Origin of the sequence: Streptomyces diastatochromogenes (assembly GCF_002242805.1) — a bacterium.
Classification (GTDB): Bacteria; Actinomycetota; Actinomycetes; order Streptomycetales; family Streptomycetaceae; genus Streptomyces; species Streptomyces diastatochromogenes.
In genome coordinates this window covers 122,570-142,909 of sequence record NZ_MCGQ01000004.1, presented here as the reverse complement: position 1 = coordinate 142,909, position 20,340 = coordinate 122,570, and the positions used below count along the sequence as shown (strand labels likewise).

Below are 20,340 nucleotides of genomic sequence, written 5' to 3'. Positions count from 1 at the left end.
TCATGACCAGGTCACTGGGAAGCTGGGCAGTTGGAAAGGCAGGTGTCGACCCCCATGGCAGGAACCGCCGGTACGCCGGGCACCCCGCGCGTCCTGCGCGCCATGAACGACCGCGCCGCCCTGGATCTCCTGCTGGAGCACGGGCCGCTGTCCCGCACCCGGATCGGCAAGCTCACCGGCCTGTCCAAGCCGACCGCCTCCCAGCTGCTGGCCCGTCTGGAAGCGGCCGGTCTGGTCCGGGTCACCGGCACCAGCGAGGGCCGGCCGGGCCCCAACGCCCAGCTTTACGCGGTCAACCCCACGGCCGCGTACGCCGCCGGGCTCGACGTCACTCCGCACCGCATCCGCGCCGCCGTCGCCGACATCACCGGCCGCACGGTCGGCGAGTACGAACTGCCCACCCCCGGCCGCCGCCCCGCCCACCCGGTCGTCCAGCAGGTCACCGACGCCCTCGACGGCGCCGTCAAGGCCGCCGGGCTGGCCCGGGACCACGTCCACCGGCTGGTCATCGGCACCCCCGGCGCCTTCGACCCGGGCACCGGCCGGCTGCGCTACGCCTCCCACCTGCCCGGCTGGCACTCCCCCACGCTGCTCGACGAACTCGCGGCGGCGCTCCCGATGCCGGTCGAGTACGAGAACGACGTCAACCTCGTCGCCATCGCCGAACAGCGGCTCGGCGCGGCCCAGGGGCACGCGGACTTCGTGCTGCTGTGGAACGAGGAGGGCATGGGCGCCGCCCTGGTCCTCGGCGGCCGGCTGCACCGCGGCTGGACCGGCGGCGCCGGCGAGGTCGGCTTCCTGCCCGTGCCAGGCACCCCCCTGGTGCGCCAGGTGACCAAGGCCAACAGCGGTGGCTACCAGGAGCTGGCCGGCTCCCAGGCCGTACCGAAGCTGGCCCGCGAACTCGGCATCGAGGACGTGCCGTCGGGGCCGCACACCGAGGCCGCCGCGGAACTCCTGGCACGCGCCGCCGACCATGCGAGCGGCCCCCACCGGGAGCTGCTCGCCACCTACGCGACCCGGCTGGCCACCGGTCTCGCCTCGCTCGTCTCCGTCCTCGACCCCGAACTCGTCGTCCTCAGCGGCTCCGCCCTGACGGCCGGCGGCGAGGTGCTGCGCGCCCTCGTCCAGGCCGAGCTGGAGGAGCTGGCGGCGGCCCGCCCCCGGCTCGTCGTCGGCGACGTACGTGAACACCCCGTGCTGCGCGGCGCGTTGGAGTCCGCGCTAGCGACCACCCGCGACGAGGTCTTCGACACCTCGCACTGAGCCCGCCCCCCTCCGCAGTCCCCCTCTCCTCACCCACCCCTGCCCCGGGAGACCTCGCCATGCCCGAAGTCATGCCCTCAGCCATACCCTCCATTGCCCGAAAAGCGGCTTTCGCGGTAACCGCCTCCCTCGCCCTGCTCGCCACCGCCTGTACGGGCCAGTCCAACTCCGGCGCCACCGACGACGCCTCCAAGGACACGACGATCAACTTCTGGCACGCGTGGAGCGCGCCGAACGAGGTGAAGGCGGTCAAGGACCTGGTCGCCGGCTTCGAGAAGGCGCACCCCAACATCCACGTGAACATCGTCGGCAACATGACCGACGACAAGATCAACCAGGCGCTGCGCTCCGGCGGCGACCAGGCACCGGACGTGATCTCCTCCTTCACCACCAACAACGTGGGCAAGTTCTGCTCCTCGGGCGCGCTGGTGGACCTCAACCCCTTCTTCAAGAAGTCGGGCATCGACCCGGAGACGACCTTCCCGAAGCCGATGAACGAGTACACCCAGTTCGACGGCAACCGCTGCGCGGTGCCGCTGCTGGGCGACGCGTACGGCCTCTACTACAACAAGACGGCGTTCGAGAAGGCGGGCATCACGGCCCCGCCGAAGACGTGGTCCGAATTCGAGGCCGACGCCAAGAAGCTGACGATCCCGCAGGGCGACAGCTACAAGCAGCTGGGCTTCATGCCGGACTACCACGGCTGGGAGTCCACGACCGAGCACTACTTCGGGCAGTTCTCGCCGACGTACTTCGACAAGGCCGGCAAGTCCAACGTGGCCAAGGACCCGGCGTTCGAGAAGGGCTTCACCCTCCAGAAGCGGCTGGTCGACGAACTCGGCGGATTCCAGAAGCTGGAGAAGTTCCGGGCCACGCTGGGTGACGAGTGGGGCGCCAGGCACCCCTTCCACACCGGTCAGGTCGCCATGCAGCTGGACGGCGAGTGGCGGCTCGGGATGGCGCTCGACACCAAGCCGAAGTTCGACATCGGGGTGGCCCCCCTGCCCGTCCCGGACGACCAGGCCGACCAGTACGGCAAGGGCTACATCACCGGCACCATCGCCGGCATCGCGGCCACCAGCCACCAGCAGAACGCGGCCTGGGAACTGGTGAAGTACATGACCACGAACACGGACGCGGTGGTCGGCTTCGCCAACGGCATCCACAACGTGCCCTCCACGCTCGCCGCGCTGAAGTCCCCGAAGCTGAAGTACGACCCCCGGTTCAAGACCTTCCTGGACATCGCCGCGAACCCGGACTCCACCACCACTCCCGCCTCGATCAACGGCGGCGTGTACCTGGTGACGATCCAGCAGTTCGGCTACGACTACGAGAGCGGCAAGGTCACCGATCTGAAGGCCGGCCTGAAGAAGACGGCCGCCCAGATCGACACCGACATCGCGCAGGCGAAGTAGCCATGAGCACCATCACCCTGGCGTCGAAGCAGCGGAGACAAGCACTGCGCACGGCCGCCTTCATGTCGCCCTGGCTGATCGGCTTCGCGGTCTTCTTCGCGTACCCGCTGATCTCGACGGTCTACTTCTCGTTCATGCACTACGACGGCTTCAGGCCGCCGACGTGGAGCGGCGGGAAGAACTGGACGTACGTCTTCGAGCACTACCCGCTCTTCTGGCCGGCCCTGCGCAACACGCTGTGGCTGGTCGTCGTGGTGGTGACCCTCCGGGTCCTCTTCGGGCTCGGCGTCGGCCTGCTCATCACCAAGATCAAGACGGGGACGGGTGTCTTCCGCACCCTGTTCTATCTGCCGTACCTGGCCCCGCCGGTCGCCGCGACCATGGCCTTCGCCTTCCTGCTCAACCCCGGTACGGGTCCGGTCAACTCGCTCCTGGAGAAGACCGGCATCCCGGCGCCGGGCTGGTTCAACGACCCCACCTGGTCCAAGCCGGCCCTGACCCTGCTCTTCCTGTGGGGCGTCGGCGACCTGATGGTCATCTTCATGGCCGCGCTGCTCGACGTGCCGGCGGAGCAGTACGAGGCGGCCGAGCTGGACGGCGCGTCCGCGTGGCAGCGGTTCCGGTACGTCACGCTGCCGAACATCTCCCCGATCGTGATGTTCGCCGTGGTCACCGGCGTGATCCAGACCATGCAGTGCTACACCCAGCCCCTGATCGCGGGGAAGGTCGCCTCGGGCGTGATCCAGGGCGCGGGCACCCAGTTCGAGCCCGGCTACCCGGACAAGTCCACGCTCACCCTCCCCCAGCTCGTCTACAACCTCGGTTTCCAGCGCTTCGACTACGGCTCCGCGTGTGTCGTCGCCCTGGTCCTCTTCGTCCTGTCGATGGCGTTCACCGCACTGCTGATGCGGCGCCGGGGCGGTCTCATCCAGGCAGGTGACTGACCATGACCCAAGTACTGGACCGGCCGGTGAAGCCGGCGCCGCAGGTGTCCGGGGCGGAGCGCACCGCCCGCCGCCGGGCCCTGCTGGAGTGGATCGCGATCCACTCCCTCGGCGTCGCCGCCGCGCTGTTCTTCACGCTCCCCTTCGTGTTCGTGTTCCTGACCTCGCTGATGAGCGACACCCAGGCGCTCAGCCGGGACCTGATCCCGCACACCTGGGAGTGGGGCAACTACCGGAAGGTCTTCGACACGCCCGGCTTCCTCACCTGGTGGAAGAACACCCTGATCTACGCCGGCCTCGGCACCGTGCTGACCGTGGTGTCCTCCGTCCCGGTGGCGTACGCGCTCGCGAAGTTCCGCTTCCGGGGCCGCAATCTGTCCCTCATGCTGGTGATCTCGATGATGATGCTGCCCCCGCAGGTGATCATCATCCCGATGTACCTGTTCTGGGCGAAGCAGCTGGACCTGTCGGGCACGCTGTGGCCGCTGGTCATCCCACTGGCGTTCGGGGACGCGTTCTCCATCTTCCTGCTGCGCCAGTTCCTGATGACGATCCCGAACGAGTACGTCGACGCGGCGAAGGTGGACGGCTGCGGCGACCTGCGCACCCTGCTGCGGGTGGTCCTGCCGATGGCGAAGCCGGGCATCGCCGCCGTCGCCCTCTTCCAGTTCTTCAACGCCTGGAACGACTACTTCGGCCCCCAGATCTACGCCTCGGAGAACCCCGGCGCCTGGACCCTCTCCTACGGCCTGGAGTCCTTCAAGGGCGCCCACCACACCGACTGGAACCTCACCATGGCCGCGACCGTGCTGGTCATGGCCCCCGTGATCCTCGTGTTCTTCTTCGCCCAGAAGGCGTTCGTGGAAGGCGTCACGCTCACCGGAGTGAAGGGTTAACCACTACATGAAACTCACCGTGGTCGGCGGAGGCTCGACCTACACCCCCGAACTCATCGACGGCTTCGCGCGCCTCAGGGACACCCTGCCCATCGAGGAACTGGTGCTCGTGGACCCGGCCGCCGAACGCCTGGAGCTGGTGGGCGGCCTGGCCCGCCGGATCTTCGCCAGGCAGGCGCACCCCGGCCGGATCGTCACCACGTCCGACCTGGACGCGGGAGTAGACGGCGCCGACGCCGTCCTGCTCCAGCTGCGCGTCGGCGGCCAGGCGGCCCGCGAGCAGGACGAGACCTGGCCGCTGGAGTGCGGCTGCATCGGGCAGGAGACGACCGGGGCGGGCGGCCTCGCCAAGGCGCTGCGGACGGTCCCGGTCGTCCTCGACATCGCCGAACGGGTCCGCCGTACGAACCCGCGCGCGTGGATCATCGACTTCACCAACCCGGTCGGCATCGTCACCCGCGCCCTGCTCCAGGCGGGCCACCGTGCGGTGGGCCTGTGCAACGTGGCGATCGGTCTCCAGCGCACGTTCGCGACGCTGCTGGGCACCGACCCGAAGGACGTCCACCTGGACCACGTGGGCCTGAACCACCTCACCTGGGAGACGGGGGTGCGCCTCGGCGGCCCCGAGGGCGCCAACGTCCTGCCCAAGCTCCTGGCCGAACACGGCGACACCCTCGCCGACCACCTGCGCCTGCCCCGCCCCCTCCTGGACCGCCTGGGCGTCGTCCCCTCGTACTACCTGCGCTACTACTACGCCCACGACGAGGTCGTACGAGAACTGCGCACCAAGCCCTCCCGGGCGGCCGAAGTGGCCGCGATGGAACGCGAGTTGCTGGCGATGTACGGCGACCCGTCCCTGGACGAGAAGCCGGCGCTGCTGGCCAAGCGGGGCGGCGCCTTCTACTCGGAGGCGGCGGTGGACCTGGCGGCGGCCCTGCTGGGCGGCACGGGCAGCCCGTACCAGGTGGTGAACACGCTCAACAAGGGCACGCTGCCCTTCCTGCCGGACGACGCGGTGATCGAGGTCCAGGCGGCGGTCGGCCCGACCGGCCCCACCCCCCTCCCCGTCCCGGACCTGGACCCGCTGTACGCGGGCCTGGTGGCGAACGTGACGACCTACGAGGACCTGGCCCTGGAGGCGGCGCTGCGCGGCGGCCGGGACCGCGTCTTCCGGGCGCTGCTGGCCCACCCCCTGATCGGCCAGTACGAGTACGCCGACACCCTCACCGACCGACTGATCGCGCACAACCGGGAGCACCTGGCGTGGGCCTGACCGCACCTGAATCCGGGAGTGTTCTCGCCATCGACGCGGGCAACAGCAAGACCGACGTGGCCGTGGTGACCGGCGAGGGGGAGGTCCTGGCCACGGCCCGCGGCGGCGGCTTCCGCCCGCCGGCGGTGGGCGTGGAGGCGGCGATGGACGCCCTGGCCGACCCGGTCGGGCGGGCCCTGTCGGACGCGGGCCTGTCCGCCGCCTCGCACGTCTCCGCCTGCCTGGCCAACGCCGATCTGCCGGTCGAGGAGGAGCAGTTGGCCGACGCGCTGCACACACGCGCGTGGGGCGCGTCGGTGGAGGTCCGCAACGACACCTTCGCGATCCTGCGGGCGGGCGTGGCCGAGCCTCGGGGCGTGGCCGTGGTCTGCGGCGCGGGCATCAACTGCGTCGGCATGCGCCCCGACGGCCGCACCGCCCGCTTCCCGGCGATCGGCCGCATCTCCGGCGACTGGGGCGGCGGTTGGGGCCTGGCCGAGGAGGCCCTCTGGTACGCGGCCCGCGCGGAGGACGGCCGCGGCGAGCCGACGGAGCTGGTCCGCACGCTCCCGGCCCACTTCGGCCTCCCCTCCATGTACGCGCTGATCGAGGCCCTGCACCTGGAGCACGTCGAACACGGCCGCCGGCACGAACTGACCCCGGTCCTCTTCGAGACGGCCGTACAGGGCGACCCGGTCGCCCGCTCGATCGTGCACCGCCTCGCGGAGGAGGTCGCGACGATGGCCACGGTCGCCCTGACCCGTCTCGACCTCCTCACCGAGGAGACCCCGGTCCTCCTGGGCGGCAGCGTCCTGACCGCCGGCCACGCCCAACTCGACGACACCCTCCGCGACCTGCTGTCCTCCCGGGCCCCCAAGGCCGACATCCGGGTGGTGACGGCCAGCCCGGTCCTGGGCGCGGTGTTGCTGGGCCTGGACCGACTGGGGGCGCGGGCGGAGGCGCGGGAGCGGGCCCGGGCCTACTGGGAGATGAAGGGGGACTGAGCGCCGGGTGCGCGTTCTGCCTGCTCGGCGACGGCGGACCCGACGGCCTTTTCGAGGAGCGTGAACGACTTGGGCGCACCGCCCGGCTGCGGCTTGCCCGCCTTGTGGCCGACGGCCTGGTAGCCGGCGTTCAGGTAGTAGGTGTTCAGGCGCTCGTTGCCGGCCAGGCAGTCCAGGCGCGCCAACGCCCGCCCCGCCGCGGCCACACGACGCTCCGCGGCCTGCAGAAGCAGTCGCCCCGTCCCGGGCGGGGCACTGCCGCGGTCCACCATCAGCCGGTGGACGTAACCGGCCACCGGCGGCTGCGGCCCCCAGGCGTCCTCGTCCTCCCACCACAGCTCCCAGGCCCCGGCCAGGCGGCCGTCGGCCTCGGCGAGCCAGACCTCGCCACTGGCCAGGATCCGGCGGAAGTGGCTCTCGTCCAGCTCGCCGGGCCGCCACTGGCCGGTGATGCCCTGGGTGAGCATCCAGCGCGCGGCATCGTCACGCAGGCGAACGACACGGGCGAGGTCGGCGTCTTCGGCGCGGCGGAAGCGTATGTCGGTCACGCCGCGATCCTCGCACGGGCATCAACTGCCCCGGATCGCGAGCGCGTCTACTCGTCCTCGCCGTCACCGCCGTCGCCGCCGTCACCGCCGTCCACATAGAGGCAGAAGGGATGCCCGGCCGGGTCGAGCAGAACCCTGACGTTGTCCTGGGGCTGGTGGTCGGCCTCGCGGGCGCCGAGGTGCAGGGCGTGTGCCACCGCGGCTCGCAGGTCCGTCACCTCGAAGTCGAGGTGCATGGTGATGCGTTGCGCGCCCTCGCGGGCGGGCCAGACCGGGGGGACGTAGTCGTCCGCGCGCTGGAAGGCGAGGTAGGCCACGCCCTCCGGTGGGGTGAGGGCCGCTTCGTCGGCGTCCTCCTTGGCGATCTCCCAGCCGAGGAGTTCCGAGTAGAAGCGGGCGAGCGCGTGCGGGTCGGGGGCTTCGAGGACCACGCCCCACCAGTCGTGGCGTGCCATGCGGGGAGTGCCGGGGTCGTGCCGGGGTCGTCCGTGCATGTCGGCGAAGGGTACAAGGGAACCGATCCGACGCACCCGGCGTGTTCATCGGCAGGGGGTGGTGCGGAAGGCTCCCCGCGCCGTCATTCCGCAGGTTGCGCTGCGATCCGATCAAGATCGAGTGAAGGCTGGTGCGGATGTCAGTCCGGGCGGTGATACTTGGCGGCGAACGGATGACCATGGGGGAGGTCAAGTGACACACCCGCCGAAGAGCAGCGCGGCGCCACCACAGGTGGGCTCCGCCCTGCCCACCGTCCCCCCTCAGCCCGGCTCACCCGCACGACCGGGCCCGCCTCCGGCCCCCCGCCGTACCGCCTTCGCCGAGGGTGTCGAGCGGGTGCGGGCCGCCGCGACCACCGAGCCGGGGCGGCTGCGGATCATCGGCGCCGTCCTCGCGCTGCTCGTCGTCGCGTTCGGCGCGGTCACCGCCTGGCAGACCTCCGAGCGCGCGGCCGCCGCCGACGACGTGCTGCACCGCAGCCAGCCGCTCAGTGCCGGCGCGGCCGGCATCTACCGCTCGCTGGCCGACGCCAACACGGCCGCCTCCAGCGGGTTCCTGGCCGGCGGGCAGGAGACCGCGGACTCACGCGACCGGTACGAGAAGGACATCCGTGCGGCCGCCGCGGGGCTCGTCACGGCCGCCGCCAACGCGGAGCCGGGCTCCCCCTCCGAGGCGACCGTCGCCAAGCTGAACCAGCTGCTGCCCGAGTACAAGGGGCTCATCGAGCGCGCCCGGACCTACAACCGCCAGGGATATCCGGTCGGCGGCGCGTATCTGCGGTACGCCAACGAGAAGATGCAGAACGAGATGCTCCCGGCGGCGGAGGATCTCTACACCACGGAGAACCAGCGGCTCGACGCCGACTACGGGGACGCGACGCCGTACCCCTGGGCGGCGATAGCGCTCGGCGTGCTCGCCCTGGCCGCGCTCGGCTGGGCCCAGCACCGTACGTACCGGCGCACCAACCGCGTCCTCAACCACGGCCTCGTCGCCGCCACCGCCGCCACCGGTGTGGTGCTGCTGTGGCTGGTCGTCGGGCACACCGTCGCGCGCTCGGGCCTCGACGGCTCGTACGACCACGGCATCCGCTCGCTCAAGGCCCTGCACGACGCGCGGATCGCCTCCCTGAAGGCGCGTGGCAACGAGAACCTGAGCCTGGTGGCGCGCGGCGCCGAGACGGTCACGGTCGGCGGACAGACGTACGACGCGTACTACTACAACTTCGACAAGGACATGACCGTGCTCGGCAGGGGCCTCACCGAGGCCGACCGGCTGGCCGACGACCAGGCGGGCACCAAGCCGGTCAAGGCGGCCGAGGGCAACATGGCGGTGTGGAAGAAGCGTCACACCTCCGCCCGTACCGAGGACGAGAACGGCAACTACCAGCAGGCGCTGGACATGGTGATCGGCGGCAAGGGCGCGACCGGCGAGTGCTTCGACAGCGTCGACAGCAACCTCGCCCGGGCCATCGACCACGAGCAGACCGAGTTCCAGCAGGCCGCGGGTGACGGACTGGACGCGATGACCGGGCTGACCGTGGGCGCCGCCGTGCTGGCGGTCCTCGGCGCCGCGGGCGCGGTCGCCGGCATCGGGCGCAGGCTTTCGGAGTACCGGTGACAGGGGGCAGGACGATGTACGCAGCACGTGCACGGGCCTCCCTGCGGGGCTGGGGCGGAGTCGGCGCGATGGCGGTGCTGTGCGCCCTGGCGCTGGCGTTCGTCCTGCTGCTGCCGCGGACCCAGGAGTCCCCCACGGGCGGGCACACGGCCGGCCCGGGAGTGGCGGAGGCCACCCAGGCCCGGGCCGCGGACTGCAAGGACTCCGAGGCGCAGAAGCAGACGCTGTCGCCGTCCGGTGCCGACGGGCCGACGATCGACGCCATCAAGTCCCGTACGGGCGCCAAGCGCAAGCTGGTCGTCGGCGTCGACCAGAACAGCTACCACTGGGGCTACCGCAACCCGAACACCGAGGGCGCGGAGCTTGAGGGCTTCGACATCGACCTGGTGCACCGGATCGCCGAGGACATCCTCGGCGACCCGGACGCGGTGCAGTTCAAGGCGATACCGACCAGCCAGCGCATCCCCGCCATCCAGGACGGCCGGGTCGACATGGTCGTGCGCACGATGACCATCAACTGCCAGCGGCTCGGCGAAGTCGCGTTCTCCGCGCCCTACTTCAAGACCGGACAGCAGGTGCTCGCGCCCAAGTCGTCGGCCATCACCGGGTACGACGACACGCTCGCGCACAAGAAGATCTGCACGGCGTCCGGTTCCACCGCCTACCTCAAGCTGAAGGCGGACCGGGGCAAGGGCACCCTGCCCGCCTCCACCGACATCTCCACCACCGTCCCCAACCAGCTCGACTGCCTGGTCCGGCTGCAGCTCGGCGAGGTCGACGCGGTCGTCACCGACGGCGCGCTCGCCGCGAGCCAGGCCGCCCAGGACCCGACGGTCGAACTGAAGGGCAAGGCGTTCACCACCGAGTACTACGGCGTGGCGATGAAGAAGGACGCCACCGATCTGGTACGCCGGGTCAATCGCATCCTGGTCGGCTACCGCGCGAACGGCTGGCAGGCGTCGTACGACAGATGGCTGTCGGCCACACTGGGCAAGGACTCGGGACCGTCCAAGCCGCCGGCCCCGGAGTACCTGCGCACGAGCTGACCCCACCCACCAACCATCCAGGCCAACCACACAGCAGCGAGAGGTGATCGATGGGCGTCACGGACCCCGCCGGGCCGGTGATGGACCGGGACGAGGTGGACCGTGCGCTGGCGCGGCTCGGCGCGGAGCATGAGGCGATCGAGACCTCGCTGCTCGCCCTCCAGGACCACGCGGGCCGCAGACTCCTCGAAGGCGCCGAACTGACCGGCGTCACCAGGGAACGCTGGGCGGCCACGGAGGCGTCGATCACCCTGCTGTGGGCGTACTTCGACGCCTACACGGCCGCGCTGCGCTCCGCCCGGGAGATCCGCTCCCGGCGCCGCTGGTCCAGCCGCGAGGACCTGGTGGAGCTGACCGAACTGCTGCGCGGCGAGGGCGTCACGGTCCCGGGCGGCACCGGCAAGCTCAGCGAGAGCTTCTCGCTCGGCACCCTGGTCGACCGGATGAACGAGCTGTACGCGTCCTCGCTGGATCTGGTCGTCACCGCCGACGCGGTCTGGTCGGCGCTGCCCGCCCGGATCGATTTACTCGCCGCGGAACTGCAGCGCACCCGCAAGCTCGCGCACTCCGTCGGCGTGCGCCCCGGCGAGCACCCGGCCGGCGACGACCTGGAGCGCATCACCCGCACGCTGACCAAGCTGCGCGAGGACGTGGTCTCGGATCCGCTGGCCTTCTGGGTGCCGGCGGAGGGCAGTTCGGCGCCCGGCGGCGGCCGCCCGGACACCACGGTGTACGACCGTGAGGCGCGCGCCCTGGAGGACGTACGGCGCGAGATCGACGCCGTGCTGACGGTGCGCCAGGATGCCGAGGCGCGGCTGATCCGGCTGCGGGACGTGCTCTCCCGCGCGGACCGCACCCTCGCCGAGGCGCGCACCGCGCGCGGTGAGGTGCTCGCCAAGATCGCCGCGACCGAGGTGCCCGTCGTCAGCGGGCCGCCGACCGTGCTGCAGGAACAGCTGGCGACCGCGGCCGAGTACCGGCGGCATGCGCAGTGGCACCGGCTCTCCCCGCTCCTGGAGTCCCTGGAGCAGAAGGCCGAGGACGAACTGCTGCGCGCCCGTGAGTCGTTGACGGCGGTCACCGCACCGCTCGCGGTCCGCGCCGAGCTGCGCGGCCGCCTGGACGCGTACAAGGCGAAGGTCGCCCGGCACGGGCTGGCCGAGGACCCGCTGCTGATGGAGCGGTACGACGCCGCCCGGCGCATGCTGTGGAGCGCGCCCTGCGACCTGCGGGTGGCCGAACAGGCCGTGCTGCGCTACCAGCAGGCGGCGGCCGAACAGTTCGGCGCACCGCGCGTGCCCGAGCAGCACGGGCCCGAGGACCGGAAGGGGGAGCACGCGTGAGCCAGGCACAGCAGAGCTGTCAGCGGCCGGGCTGCGAGGGGACGTACGAGGACGTCGGCGGCGGTGAGCTGTACTGCGACACCTGCGGGCTCGCCCCCGTCGTCTCGTCGAGCGGCCTGGTCGGCTCGCCGCCCACCGGGATCACCAGCGGCGGCAAGGGCTCGGCGAGCAGCGGCAGTTCCCGCAGCGCGCGTACGTCGTCGCAGTCGTCCCGATCGCGGCGCTCGGTGTCCGGGCGGCTCTCGCGCTCCCTGTCGGGCAAGTCCACCGGCCGCTCGGTGTCCGTGCGCAGCTCCGGCTCCGCCTCGGGCACGTCCACGCGGGGGCGGCTGGGCGCGGGGCTTGTCTCGGTGCCGCAGGTGCCGCGGCCCGACCCGCGCGCGATGGTGCTGGAGAACCCGGAGGTGCCCGAGCGGAAGCGGTTCTGCTCGCGGTCCGACTGCGGGGCTCCCGTGGGCCGGGCGCGCGGTGACCGGCCGGGGCGCACCGAGGGGTTCTGCACCAAGTGCGGGCACCCGTACTCCTTCGTGCCGAAGCTGAAGGCCGGGGACGTCGTGCACGGCCAGTACGAGGTCGCGGGCTGCCTCGCGCACGGCGGCCTGGGCTGGATCTACCTCGCCGTGGACCGGGCGGTGTCCGACCGGTGGGTGGTGCTCAAGGGCCTGCTGGACACCGGCGACCAGGACGCGATGGAGGCCGCGATCTCCGAGCGGCGGTTCCTCGCGGAGATCGAGCACGCCAACATCGTGCGGATCTACAACTTCGTCGAGCACCTCGACCAGCGCACCGGCTCCCTCGACGGCTACATCGTCATGGAGTACGTCGGCGGCAAGTCGCTGAAGGAGATCGCCAACGCCCGCCGCACACCGGACGGCCGGCGCGATCCGCTGCCGGTGGAGCAGGCCTGCGCGTACGGCATCGAGGCGCTTGAGGCGCTCGGCCATCTGCACAGCCGCAATCTGCTGTACTGCGACTTCAAGGTCGACAACGCCATCCAGACCGAGGACCAGCTCAAGCTGATCGACATGGGCGCCGTGCGCCGCATGGACGACGACGAGTCGGCGATCTACGGCACGGTGGGCTACCAGGCGCCCGAGGTCGCCGAGGTCGGCCCGTCGGTGGCGAGCGACCTGTACACGGTGGGCCGTACCCTCGCGGTGCTCACCTTCGACTTCCAGGGCTACACGAACGTCTTCGTGGACTCCCTGCCCGACCCGGACCACATCGAGGTCTTCCGCCGCTACGAGTCCTTCTACCGGCTCCTGGTCCGCGCCACCGACCCCGACCCGGCCCGCCGGTTCGCCTCCGCGCAGGAGATGGCCGAGCAGCTGACCGGGGTCCTGCGCGAGGTCGTCTCGCTGCAGACGGGGCAGGCCCGGCCCGCGCTGTCGACGTTGCTGGGGCCCGAAGTGAAGGTCACGGACGCGGAGTTGTTCCCCAAGCTGGACGGGGACGTGTCACGGCTCGGGGCGCGGCAGGTGCGCAGCGCCCAGCCCGTCCCCGCGCTGCCCCCGGCGGCGATCGTCAAGCCGGTCGACACCCCCGCCGCCGCCCTCGCCCTGCCCGTCCCGCTGGTCGACCCGGGCGACCCCAACGCCGGTTTCCTGGCGGGCCTGATGGCGTCCGCGCCGGCCGAGCTGATCAGCGCGCTGGACGCGGCGCCGGTGGCGACCGTCGAGACCCGGCTGCGGCAGGTCCGGGCCCGGCTGGAGAGCGGCGACCACCAGGCCGCGCTGATGGCGCTGGCCAAGCTGGACGAGGAACGGCCCGACGACTGGCGGGTGGTGTGGTACCGGGGCGTGGCCGCCCTGGTCACCGGTGACTTCGAGGGCGCGGCGCTGTCCTTCGACGCGATCTACGACGCCTTCCCCGGCGAGGCCGCGCCCAAGCTGGCGCTCGGCCTGTGCGCGGAGGTGCTCGGCCAGCTGGACAACGCGGCCGAGTACTACGGCCTGGTATGGGCGACCGACCCGAGCTTCGTCAGCACGGCCTTCGGGCTGGCCCGGGTGCAGCTCGCGGCCGGGGACCGGCGCGGTGCCGTACGGACCCTGGAGTCGGTGCCGGAGTCCTCCATCCACTACACGGCCGCCCGGGTCGCCGCGGTCCGGGCCCGGCTCAGACAACGCACGGCGACCGCCGCCGACGTACCGTTCCTGGACGATCTGACGGCCGCCGCCGGGCAGGTCGAGGCGCTGGACGCGTACGGTCTGGATCCGGCCCGGCGCGAGCAGTTGTCGGCCGAAGTCCTCGGCAGCGCGCTGGACTGGATACTCTCCACAGGCGAGGGCACCGCCCAACCCGCCGTCGGCGGACGGGTGCTGCTCGGCAGCGGTCTGGACGAGCGGGGCCTCCGCTTCGGACTGGAGCGCGCGTACCGCACGCTGGCCCGGCTGGCGACCGGCGGCGAGGAGAGGATCGAACTGGTGGAACGGGCCAACCGTTACCGCCCCCGGACGTGGGTGTAGTTGATGTCGCAGATGCCCCAGCAGGCCGCACTGTCGAAGTGCCCGAGCTGCACGGAGCCGCTCGAGTCGGGTGACCTCTTCTGCGGCGCGTGCGGATACGACCTCTCCGTCGTGCCCGTGCCGCCGCAGGACCATCCGACGCTCACCATGGCCGGCTCCGCCGCGCCCGAAGACGGCGTGGACTGGCCCGCCCCCGAGCCGGCCGGCTCCGGCAGCACCCCGGGCGAGGTGCTTCTGCCGGCCGATCTGCCCGGCACCGACTCGGGCGGCAAGTCCCTGCACGCCCAGGAGCCGGCCGCGCCCGGCGTCCGCTTCGACCGGCCCCCGGAGCCCGACGAGTACCCGCTGCAGGCCCCGGACCCGCGCGCGGCGGCCCCCGCCGTGCCGGAGGAGCCCCAGCCGGTCTGTGTGGCCTGCCGGGCGGGCCAGGTGGACAGTGACGGCTACTGCGAGAACTGCGGGCACGCCCAGCCCCGTGAACGCGACCACATGGAGCGGGAGTCGGGCCCGGTCGCCGCGGTCAGCGACCGCGGCCTGCGCCACCACCGCAACGAGGACGCCTTCACCGTCGACCACACCGCGCTGCCCGACGGCTCGCCCGCCACCCTGGCGATCGTCTGCGACGGCGTGTCCTCGGCGACCCGCCCCGACGAGGCCTCCGCGGCCGCCGCGCAGGCGGCCGGTGACACCCTGCTGGCCGCCCTGCCGCGCGGGACCCACCCGCAGCAGGCGATGCACGAGGCGATCGTGGCCGCCGCCCAGGCCGTCAACGCGCTCGCCGAGGAGCCCGCTTCGGCCCGCGAGCACGCCCCGCACCAGAACGCCCCGGCCTGCACCATCGTCGGCGCGGTCGTCACCTCCGGGCTGCTGGTGGTCGGCTGGGTCGGCGACAGCCGCGCCTACTGGGTGCCGGCCGACCGCGGCGCGCCCGCGGCCCGGCTCACCGAGGACGACTCCTGGGCGGCGCAGATGGTCGCGGCCGGCCTGATGAACGAGGCGGAGGCGTACGCCGACGAGCGCGCCCACGCGATCACCGGCTGGCTCGGCGCGGACGCCTACGAACTGGAGCCGCACACCGCCTCCTTCAAGCCGGACCGGCCCGGTGTCGTGGTGGTGTGCACCGACGGCCTGTGGAACTACGCGGAGACGGCCGAGGAGATGTCCGAGGTGGTCCCGGCAGACGCGGCCGAGCGGCCGCTGCACAGCGCCCGGGTTCTGGTCGGCCACGCCCTGGACGGCGGGGGCCACGACAACGTAACAGTGGCCGTCGTGCCGTTCCCCGCGCCGCCGCAGGGGGCAGGATCGGCCTGAGGCCGTAGAAAACGGGGAAGCCTCGACGGACCGGAGGGGACCGGTCCGTCCACACGCATGTGCCTCGCTTCGGCGGGGTGTCCGAGGGGGATCTAGACAAACATGGCCAATTTCGCGAAGTCGCACGTGCCGCAGTTCTCGGTCGACGTCTACCAGAACGAGTACCTGCCCGAGGGCGGCCGTGAGGTCAACGCCATCGTCACGGTGACGGCGACGGGGGGCGGCACGATCGGGAGCGCGGTCGCCGCGCCCCTGTACACACCGGGCCACGGACCCTCCGCCGCGGTGGCGATCATGGTCGACTGCTCGGGCTCCATGGACTACCCGCCGACCAAGATGCGCAACGCCCGGGACGCCACGGCCGCCGCGATCGACACCCTGCGCGACGGCACCCACTTCGCGGTGATCGGCGGCACGCACGTCGCCAAGGAGGTGTACCCCGGCGGCGGACGGCTCGCGGTCGCCGACGCCAGCACCCGCGAGCAGGCCAAGCAGGCGCTGCGCCGGCTCAGCGCGGGCGGCGGCACCGCCATCGGCACCTGGCTGCGACTGGCCGACCGGCTGCTGTCCTCGGCGGACGTGGCCATCCGGCACGGCATCCTGCTCACCGACGGACGCAACGAGCACGAATCGCCGGAGGACCTCCGGGCCGCGCTGAACGAATGTGCCGGGCGGTTCACCTGTGACGCGCGCGGCGTGGGCACCGACTGGGAAGTGAAAGAAGTCACAGGCATCGCCTCCGCGCTGCTCGGCACCGCCGACATCGTCGCCGACCCGGCGGGCCTGGCCGCCGACTTCACGCGGATGATGGAGACGGCGATGGGCAAGGAGGTCGCCGACGTCGCCCTCCGGGTGTGGACCCCGGTCGGTACGACCATCAGATTCGTCAAGCAAGTCGCGCCCACGGTCGAGGAGTTGACCGGTCGGCGCACGGAGGCCGGGCCGCGGGCCGGGGACTATCCCACCGGGTCCTGGGGCGACGAGTCCCGTGACTACCACCTGTGCGTCGAGGTCGCGGCGGCCGGTCTCGGCCAGGAGATGCTCGCCGCCCGGGTGTCGCTGGTCATCCCGCAGGCGGACGGATCGGTGCAGAACCTCGGCGCGCAGGGGCTCGTACGGGCCGTGTGGACCGACGACATGACGGCCTCGACCTCGATCAACCCCCAAGTCGCCCACTACACCGGGCAGGCCGAACTGGCACAAGCCATCCAGCAAGGGCTCGATCTTCGCAAAGCGGGCGATTTCGATGGAGCAACGGCCAAACTGGGTCGCGCTGTTCAGCTCGCCAGTGCCTCCGGGAACGCCGATACTGCGAAACTGCTTGCGAAGGTGGTGGACGTGGTCGACGCGGCGACAGGTACTGTGCGACTGAAGGCGAAGGTCGCGGAGGCCGACGAGATGACTCTCGAGACCCGGTCCACAAAGACTGTTCGTGTAAAGAAGTAGTGACTCAGCCGTACTGAGTAGGACCCTGAAGGAGAGGGGGAAGCGCCGACATGCCGACCTGCCCGAACGGACACCAGTCGGGTTCCGACGACTGGTGCGAGGTCTGCGGTCACCGCATGGCCGGTGCCGTACCTCCGCCCCCACCACCGCCCCCGGCCGCCGGTGGCTACGGCTTCCCGCCCCCGCAGGGCACCCAGGCCGGCGGCCGCCCGCAGGGCGCGCCCGAGCCGGAGCTGTGCCCGCAGTGCCGTACGCCCCGCGAGGGCGGCGCGCCCTTCTGCGAGGAGTGCCGGTGGAACTTCCTGACCAACACGGCCACCTCCTACACCCCGGCCGCCCCGCGCCCGGCCCAGCCGCGCTTCCAGCCGCCCAGCTCCACGTACGGCGGCGGTGACTCGTACGAGTACCAGGGCTCGCGGCCCTCGCAGGTGAACCGGCCCGCCGAGCCGATCCCGTCCTTCGGCAGCGAGCCCTCCGGCCCGACGCCGTTCGCCGGCGAGCGCACCCCGCCCGGCCCGCCGCCCACCTCGGGCGGCCCGGGCGGCTTCGGCGGCAACCAGCGTCCCTCCGGCCCTCCGCCGAGCTTCGGCGGCGGTCCGGGGCAGGGCCAGGGTGGACCCGGCGGTCCTTCCGGCTTCGGCGGTGCTCAGGGTCAGGGTGGCCCCGGCGGGCCCGGCGGTCCGTCCGGTTTCGGTGGTGGCCCGGGGCAGGGCCAGGGTGGACCCGGCGGTCCTTCCGGCTTCGGCGGCGCTCAGGGTCAGGGTGGCCCCGGTGGTCCCTCGGGCTTCGGCGGCGGTCCGGGGCAGGGCCAGGGTGGTCCCGGTGGCCCGTCCGGCTTCGGTGGTGGCCCGGGGCAGAACCCCGGTGGGCCCGGCGGCCCCTCCGGCCCTCCGCCCTTCGGCCGTGAACCCTCTGGTCCCGGCGGCCCCGGTGGTCCCGGTGCGCCCGGCCCCTCCGGCTTCGGTGGCGACCCCTCCCGTCCGGTTCCGCCGCCGCCCGGGCCGACCCCGCCCGCCGGTCCCGGCGGTGCGCCGCAGGCCTTCCAGCAGTCCGGCCCGCCCGCGCCGCCCGCGTTCCCGCGGGAGACCGGCCGGCCCCCGACCGGCGGTCCGGCCTTCGGCGGCGGTGAGGACGACTGGGTGATCTCCCCGCCGTCGGCCGGAAGCCCTGGTGGTCCCGGCGTCCCCGGCGGTGGACAGGGCGGCTACGGCTACCCGCCGCCCGGCGCCACCCAGGCCCCGCCCGGTCTGGGGTTCCCGCCGGCACCGCAGGGTCCGACGACGTGGACGGCGACCATCGGCCCGGACCGCGAGTACTTCATGGCGATGATGCACCGCTCGGGGCCCGAGGCCACGGGTCTCAACCTGCCCGCGTACTCGCCCGAGCAGCAGCGCATGCTCACCGGCAACCAGGTCACCATCGGCCGCCGCCGGCACTCCACCGGCGACACCCCCGACATCGACCTGTCGGTGCCGCCGGAGGACCCGGGCGTCTCGCACCAGCACGCGGTGCTGGTCCAGCAGCCGGACGGCAGCTGGGCGATCGTCGACCAGAACTCGACGAACGGCACCACGGTCAACGGCTCGGACGAACCGATCCAGCCGTTCGTGCCGGTGCCGCTGCAGGACGGCGACCGGGTGCACGTGGGCGCCTGGACGACGATCACCGTCCGCAGGGGCTGAACAACACGGACGACGACTAGGGGAGGGGCCAGGTGTACGGCCCCTCCGGGTCGTCCAGCCATGCCCAGACGCGTTCGCCGCTGACCGTGACGCCGTACCGGGCGCGGTGCGGTCTGCCCTCGCGCTCCCACAGGGCGTAGGCGTCCTGGGGGTCGAAGGCGCCGTGGGTCAGGGCGAGCAGGAAGCGGAACAGCTCGTGCTCGCGGGCCGGGCGCGGCAGCCCGTGCAGGGACACCGCCCCGGGTTCCGCCCGGCCCGTGCCCCGCAGGGGCACGAAGTAGGCGGGCGTGGACAGGAAACGGCCCTCGGCGTGCCCGGGGTCGGTGACGGCGAGGGCGAGCAGTCCGGTCGCGAACGGGGTCAGGACGCGGGCGCCGGGGCCGCACTGGTCGAGCCAGGCGCGCGGCACCGTGGGCAGCGTGCAGGTGGCGATGATCCGGTCGAAGGGGGCCCGTTCGGGCACCCCGCGCGCGCCGTCGCCGGTGACGACCACCGGGTGGTACCCGGCCAGGGCCAGGTGCTGCCGGGCCGACTCGGTGATCTCCGGCTCCAGGTCGATGGTGGTGACGAGGTCGTCGTCGCCGAGCCGGTGGGCGAGCAGGGCCGCGTTGTAGCCGGTGCCCGCGCCCACCTCCAGGACCCGGTTGCCGTCCTCGACCCGCAGGGCGACCAGCATCTTCGCCATCAGCGAGGGCTGGCTGGCGGAGGAGATCAGCTCGCCGTCGCGCAGCCGGGTGGCCAGCGGGGTGTCGGCGTAGGCGCCGGACACCCAGCGCTTGCGCTCCTCGGGGTCCGGGCTCTCGCGCCAGCGGCGCTCGTAGCCGCCTCTGACGCCGACGTAGTAGTACGGCACGAACAGGTGCCGGGGGACCTCCGCGAACGCCTCCCGCCACACCTGGTCCTCGTCCCAGACCCCCTCGGCGTCGATCTCCCGCACCAGCGCGGCCCGCGCCACGGCGGCGAGCACGTCGATCTCGGTGTCGTAGGCGCCCATATGTCCACAGTAGGGCTGCCTCGTGCCGCGGCAGGCCCGCCTCCGCAGGACGGGGTCCTAAGCCTTGAGTCCTGGGTCACCCCGTCTGAGACCATGGACGAGTGAAAGAGATTCGGCGCGGCACGCTTCAGGAGCAGACCTTCTACGAGCAGGTCGGCGGGGAGGAGACCTTCCGCCGGCTCGTCCACCGTTTCTACGAGGGAGTCGCCGGGGACCCGCTCCTCAAGCCGATGTACCCGGAGGAGGACCTGGGCCCGGCCGAGGAGCGGCTGACCCTGTTCCTGATGCAGTACTGGGGTGGCCCGACGACGTACAGCGAGAACCGTGGCCATCCCCGGCTGCGGATGCGGCACGCCCCGTTCACCGTGGACCGGGCCGCGCACGACGCCTGGCTGAAGCACATGCGGGTGGCCGTCGACGAGCTGGGGCTGTCCGAGGAGCACGAGCGGACGCTGTGGAACTACCTGACGTATGCGGCCCAGTCGATGGTGAACACTCCCGAGTGACCCGCTGAACGCCGGATTCCGGTCGTCCGGCGCCGGAATCCGGTCACGATCCGGTATAGACCGATCGACAAACGCTTACCCTCGGCCCGTCGCCTCTGCCAACATCGCCC

The 20,340-nt window shown here is 72.3% G+C and carries 17 protein-coding genes; 14 read left to right on the top strand and 3 right to left on the bottom strand.

What is annotated here, in order from left to right:
- Nucleotides 1–54: 54 nt before the first annotated feature.
- The 6 genes from BEK98_RS02115 (at nt 55) to BEK98_RS02090 (ending at nt 6,777) form a co-directional block, all read left to right on the top strand.
- Nucleotides 55–1,266: an ROK family transcriptional regulator gene (locus BEK98_RS02115; RefSeq protein WP_094214594.1), complete on the top strand. Its 1,212-nt coding sequence runs from the start codon at nt 55–57 to the stop codon at nt 1,264–1,266.
- Nucleotides 1,267–1,337: 71 nt separating this feature from the next.
- Nucleotides 1,338–2,681 carry an ABC transporter substrate-binding protein gene (locus BEK98_RS02110; protein ID WP_244201714.1) on the top strand — a complete coding sequence of 448 codons (1,344 nt, stop codon included), beginning with the start codon at nt 1,338–1,340 and terminating at the stop codon, nt 2,679–2,681.
- Nucleotides 2,682–2,683: 2 nt separating this feature from the next.
- Nucleotides 2,684–3,625, top strand: a complete 942-nt coding sequence (locus BEK98_RS02105) for a carbohydrate ABC transporter permease (protein ID WP_094214592.1) — start codon at nt 2,684–2,686, stop codon at nt 3,623–3,625.
- 2 nt (nt 3,626–3,627) lie between these two features.
- Complete coding sequence (locus tag BEK98_RS02100) at nt 3,628–4,521, top strand: carbohydrate ABC transporter permease (protein ID WP_094214591.1); 894 nt, start codon at nt 3,628–3,630, stop codon at nt 4,519–4,521.
- A gap of 7 nt (nt 4,522–4,528) precedes the next feature.
- Nucleotides 4,529–5,794 (top strand): 6-phospho-beta-glucosidase, encoded by a 1,266-nt coding sequence (locus BEK98_RS02095; protein WP_094214590.1) that lies wholly within the window; start codon nt 4,529–4,531, stop codon nt 5,792–5,794.
- Entirely contained in the window at nt 5,785–6,777 is a 993-nt protein-coding gene (locus BEK98_RS02090; RefSeq protein WP_094214589.1) for an N-acetylglucosamine kinase, read from the top strand. The genes BEK98_RS02095 and BEK98_RS02090 overlap by 10 nt, the downstream gene beginning before the upstream one ends.
- Here BEK98_RS02090 and BEK98_RS02085 read toward each other — a convergent pair.
- Together BEK98_RS02085 and BEK98_RS02080 are read right to left on the bottom strand one after the other, a co-directional pair.
- The gene (locus tag BEK98_RS02085; protein WP_094214588.1) at nt 6,753–7,325 is read right to left on the bottom strand and encodes a GNAT family N-acetyltransferase; all 573 of its coding nucleotides are present in this window, start codon (nt 7,323–7,325) and stop codon (nt 6,753–6,755) included. The two genes, BEK98_RS02090 and BEK98_RS02085, sit on opposite strands and share 25 nt — an antisense overlap.
- 47 nt (nt 7,326–7,372) lie before the next feature.
- Entirely contained in the window at nt 7,373–7,819 is a 447-nt protein-coding gene (locus BEK98_RS02080) for a VOC family protein (protein ID WP_094214624.1), read from the bottom strand.
- A 193-nt stretch (nt 7,820–8,012) separates the two neighbouring features.
- Between BEK98_RS02080 and BEK98_RS02075 the strand changes: the two genes are divergently transcribed.
- The 7 genes from BEK98_RS02075 (at nt 8,013) to BEK98_RS02045 (ending at nt 18,730) form a co-directional block, all read left to right on the top strand.
- On the top strand, nt 8,013–9,437 hold the full coding sequence (locus BEK98_RS02075; RefSeq protein WP_425276578.1) for a hypothetical protein: 1,425 nt from the start codon (nt 8,013–8,015) through the stop codon (nt 9,435–9,437).
- 14 nt (nt 9,438–9,451) lie between these two features.
- Entirely contained in the window at nt 9,452–10,483 is a 1,032-nt protein-coding gene (locus tag BEK98_RS02070) for a glutamate ABC transporter substrate-binding protein (RefSeq protein WP_094214587.1), read from the top strand.
- A 50-nt stretch (nt 10,484–10,533) separates the two neighbouring features.
- Nucleotides 10,534–11,826 carry a hypothetical protein gene (locus BEK98_RS02065; RefSeq protein WP_094214586.1) on the top strand — a complete coding sequence of 431 codons (1,293 nt, stop codon included), beginning with the start codon at nt 10,534–10,536 and terminating at the stop codon, nt 11,824–11,826.
- Nucleotides 11,823–14,291: a serine/threonine-protein kinase gene (locus tag BEK98_RS02060; protein WP_094214585.1), complete on the top strand. Its 2,469-nt coding sequence runs from the start codon at nt 11,823–11,825 to the stop codon at nt 14,289–14,291. The genes BEK98_RS02065 and BEK98_RS02060 overlap by 4 nt, the downstream gene beginning before the upstream one ends.
- Nucleotides 14,292–15,602: a PP2C family protein-serine/threonine phosphatase gene (locus BEK98_RS02055; protein WP_425276577.1), complete on the top strand. Its 1,311-nt coding sequence runs from the start codon at nt 14,292–14,294 to the stop codon at nt 15,600–15,602. It begins immediately after the preceding gene.
- A 102-nt stretch (nt 15,603–15,704) separates the two neighbouring features.
- Nucleotides 15,705–17,048, top strand: a complete 1,344-nt coding sequence (locus BEK98_RS02050; RefSeq protein ID WP_094214583.1) for a vWA domain-containing protein — start codon at nt 15,705–15,707, stop codon at nt 17,046–17,048.
- Between the two features lie 50 nt (nt 17,049–17,098).
- A complete protein-coding gene (locus BEK98_RS02045) occupies nt 17,099–18,730 on the top strand; it encodes an FHA domain-containing protein (RefSeq protein WP_094214582.1) in 1,632 nt (543 codons plus the stop codon).
- 16 nt (nt 18,731–18,746) lie between these two features.
- Here the strand turns inward: BEK98_RS02045 and BEK98_RS02040 are convergent, their stop codons facing one another.
- Nucleotides 18,747–19,724: a methyltransferase domain-containing protein gene (locus BEK98_RS02040; RefSeq protein WP_094214581.1), complete on the bottom strand. Its 978-nt coding sequence runs from the start codon at nt 19,722–19,724 to the stop codon at nt 18,747–18,749.
- 101 nt (nt 19,725–19,825) lie between these two features.
- Here BEK98_RS02040 and BEK98_RS02035 point away from each other — a divergent pair, with 101 nt between their 5' ends.
- Nucleotides 19,826–20,230, top strand: coding sequence for a globin (locus BEK98_RS02035; RefSeq protein ID WP_094214580.1), 405 nt, complete (start codon nt 19,826–19,828; stop codon nt 20,228–20,230).
- Nucleotides 20,231–20,340: the final 110 nt, after the last annotated feature.

What these genes read in the sequence shown, in the direction of transcription:
- BEK98_RS02070 (WP_094214587.1), top strand. Translation starts at nt 9,452, where the DNA reads ATGTACGCAGCACGTGCACGGGCCTCCCTGCGGGGCTGGGGCGGAGTC.
- BEK98_RS02065 (WP_094214586.1), top strand. Translation starts at nt 10,534, where the DNA reads ATGGGCGTCACGGACCCCGCCGGGCCGGTGATGGACCGGGACGAGGTG.
- BEK98_RS02105 (WP_094214592.1), top strand. Translation starts at nt 2,684, where the DNA reads ATGAGCACCATCACCCTGGCGTCGAAGCAGCGGAGACAAGCACTGCGC.
- BEK98_RS02080 (WP_094214624.1), bottom strand. Translation starts at nt 7,819, where the DNA reads ATGCACGGACGACCCCGGCACGACCCCGGCACTCCCCGCATGGCACGC.
- BEK98_RS02045 (WP_094214582.1), top strand. Translation starts at nt 17,099, where the DNA reads ATGCCGACCTGCCCGAACGGACACCAGTCGGGTTCCGACGACTGGTGC.
- BEK98_RS02050 (WP_094214583.1), top strand. Translation starts at nt 15,705, where the DNA reads ATGGCCAATTTCGCGAAGTCGCACGTGCCGCAGTTCTCGGTCGACGTC.
- BEK98_RS02115 (WP_094214594.1), top strand. Translation starts at nt 55, where the DNA reads ATGGCAGGAACCGCCGGTACGCCGGGCACCCCGCGCGTCCTGCGCGCC.
- BEK98_RS02040 (WP_094214581.1), bottom strand. Translation starts at nt 19,724, where the DNA reads ATGGGCGCCTACGACACCGAGATCGACGTGCTCGCCGCCGTGGCGCGG.
- BEK98_RS02100 (WP_094214591.1), top strand. Translation starts at nt 3,628, where the DNA reads ATGACCCAAGTACTGGACCGGCCGGTGAAGCCGGCGCCGCAGGTGTCC.
- BEK98_RS02095 (WP_094214590.1), top strand. Translation starts at nt 4,529, where the DNA reads ATGAAACTCACCGTGGTCGGCGGAGGCTCGACCTACACCCCCGAACTC.
- BEK98_RS02110 (WP_244201714.1), top strand. Translation starts at nt 1,338, where the DNA reads ATGCCCTCAGCCATACCCTCCATTGCCCGAAAAGCGGCTTTCGCGGTA.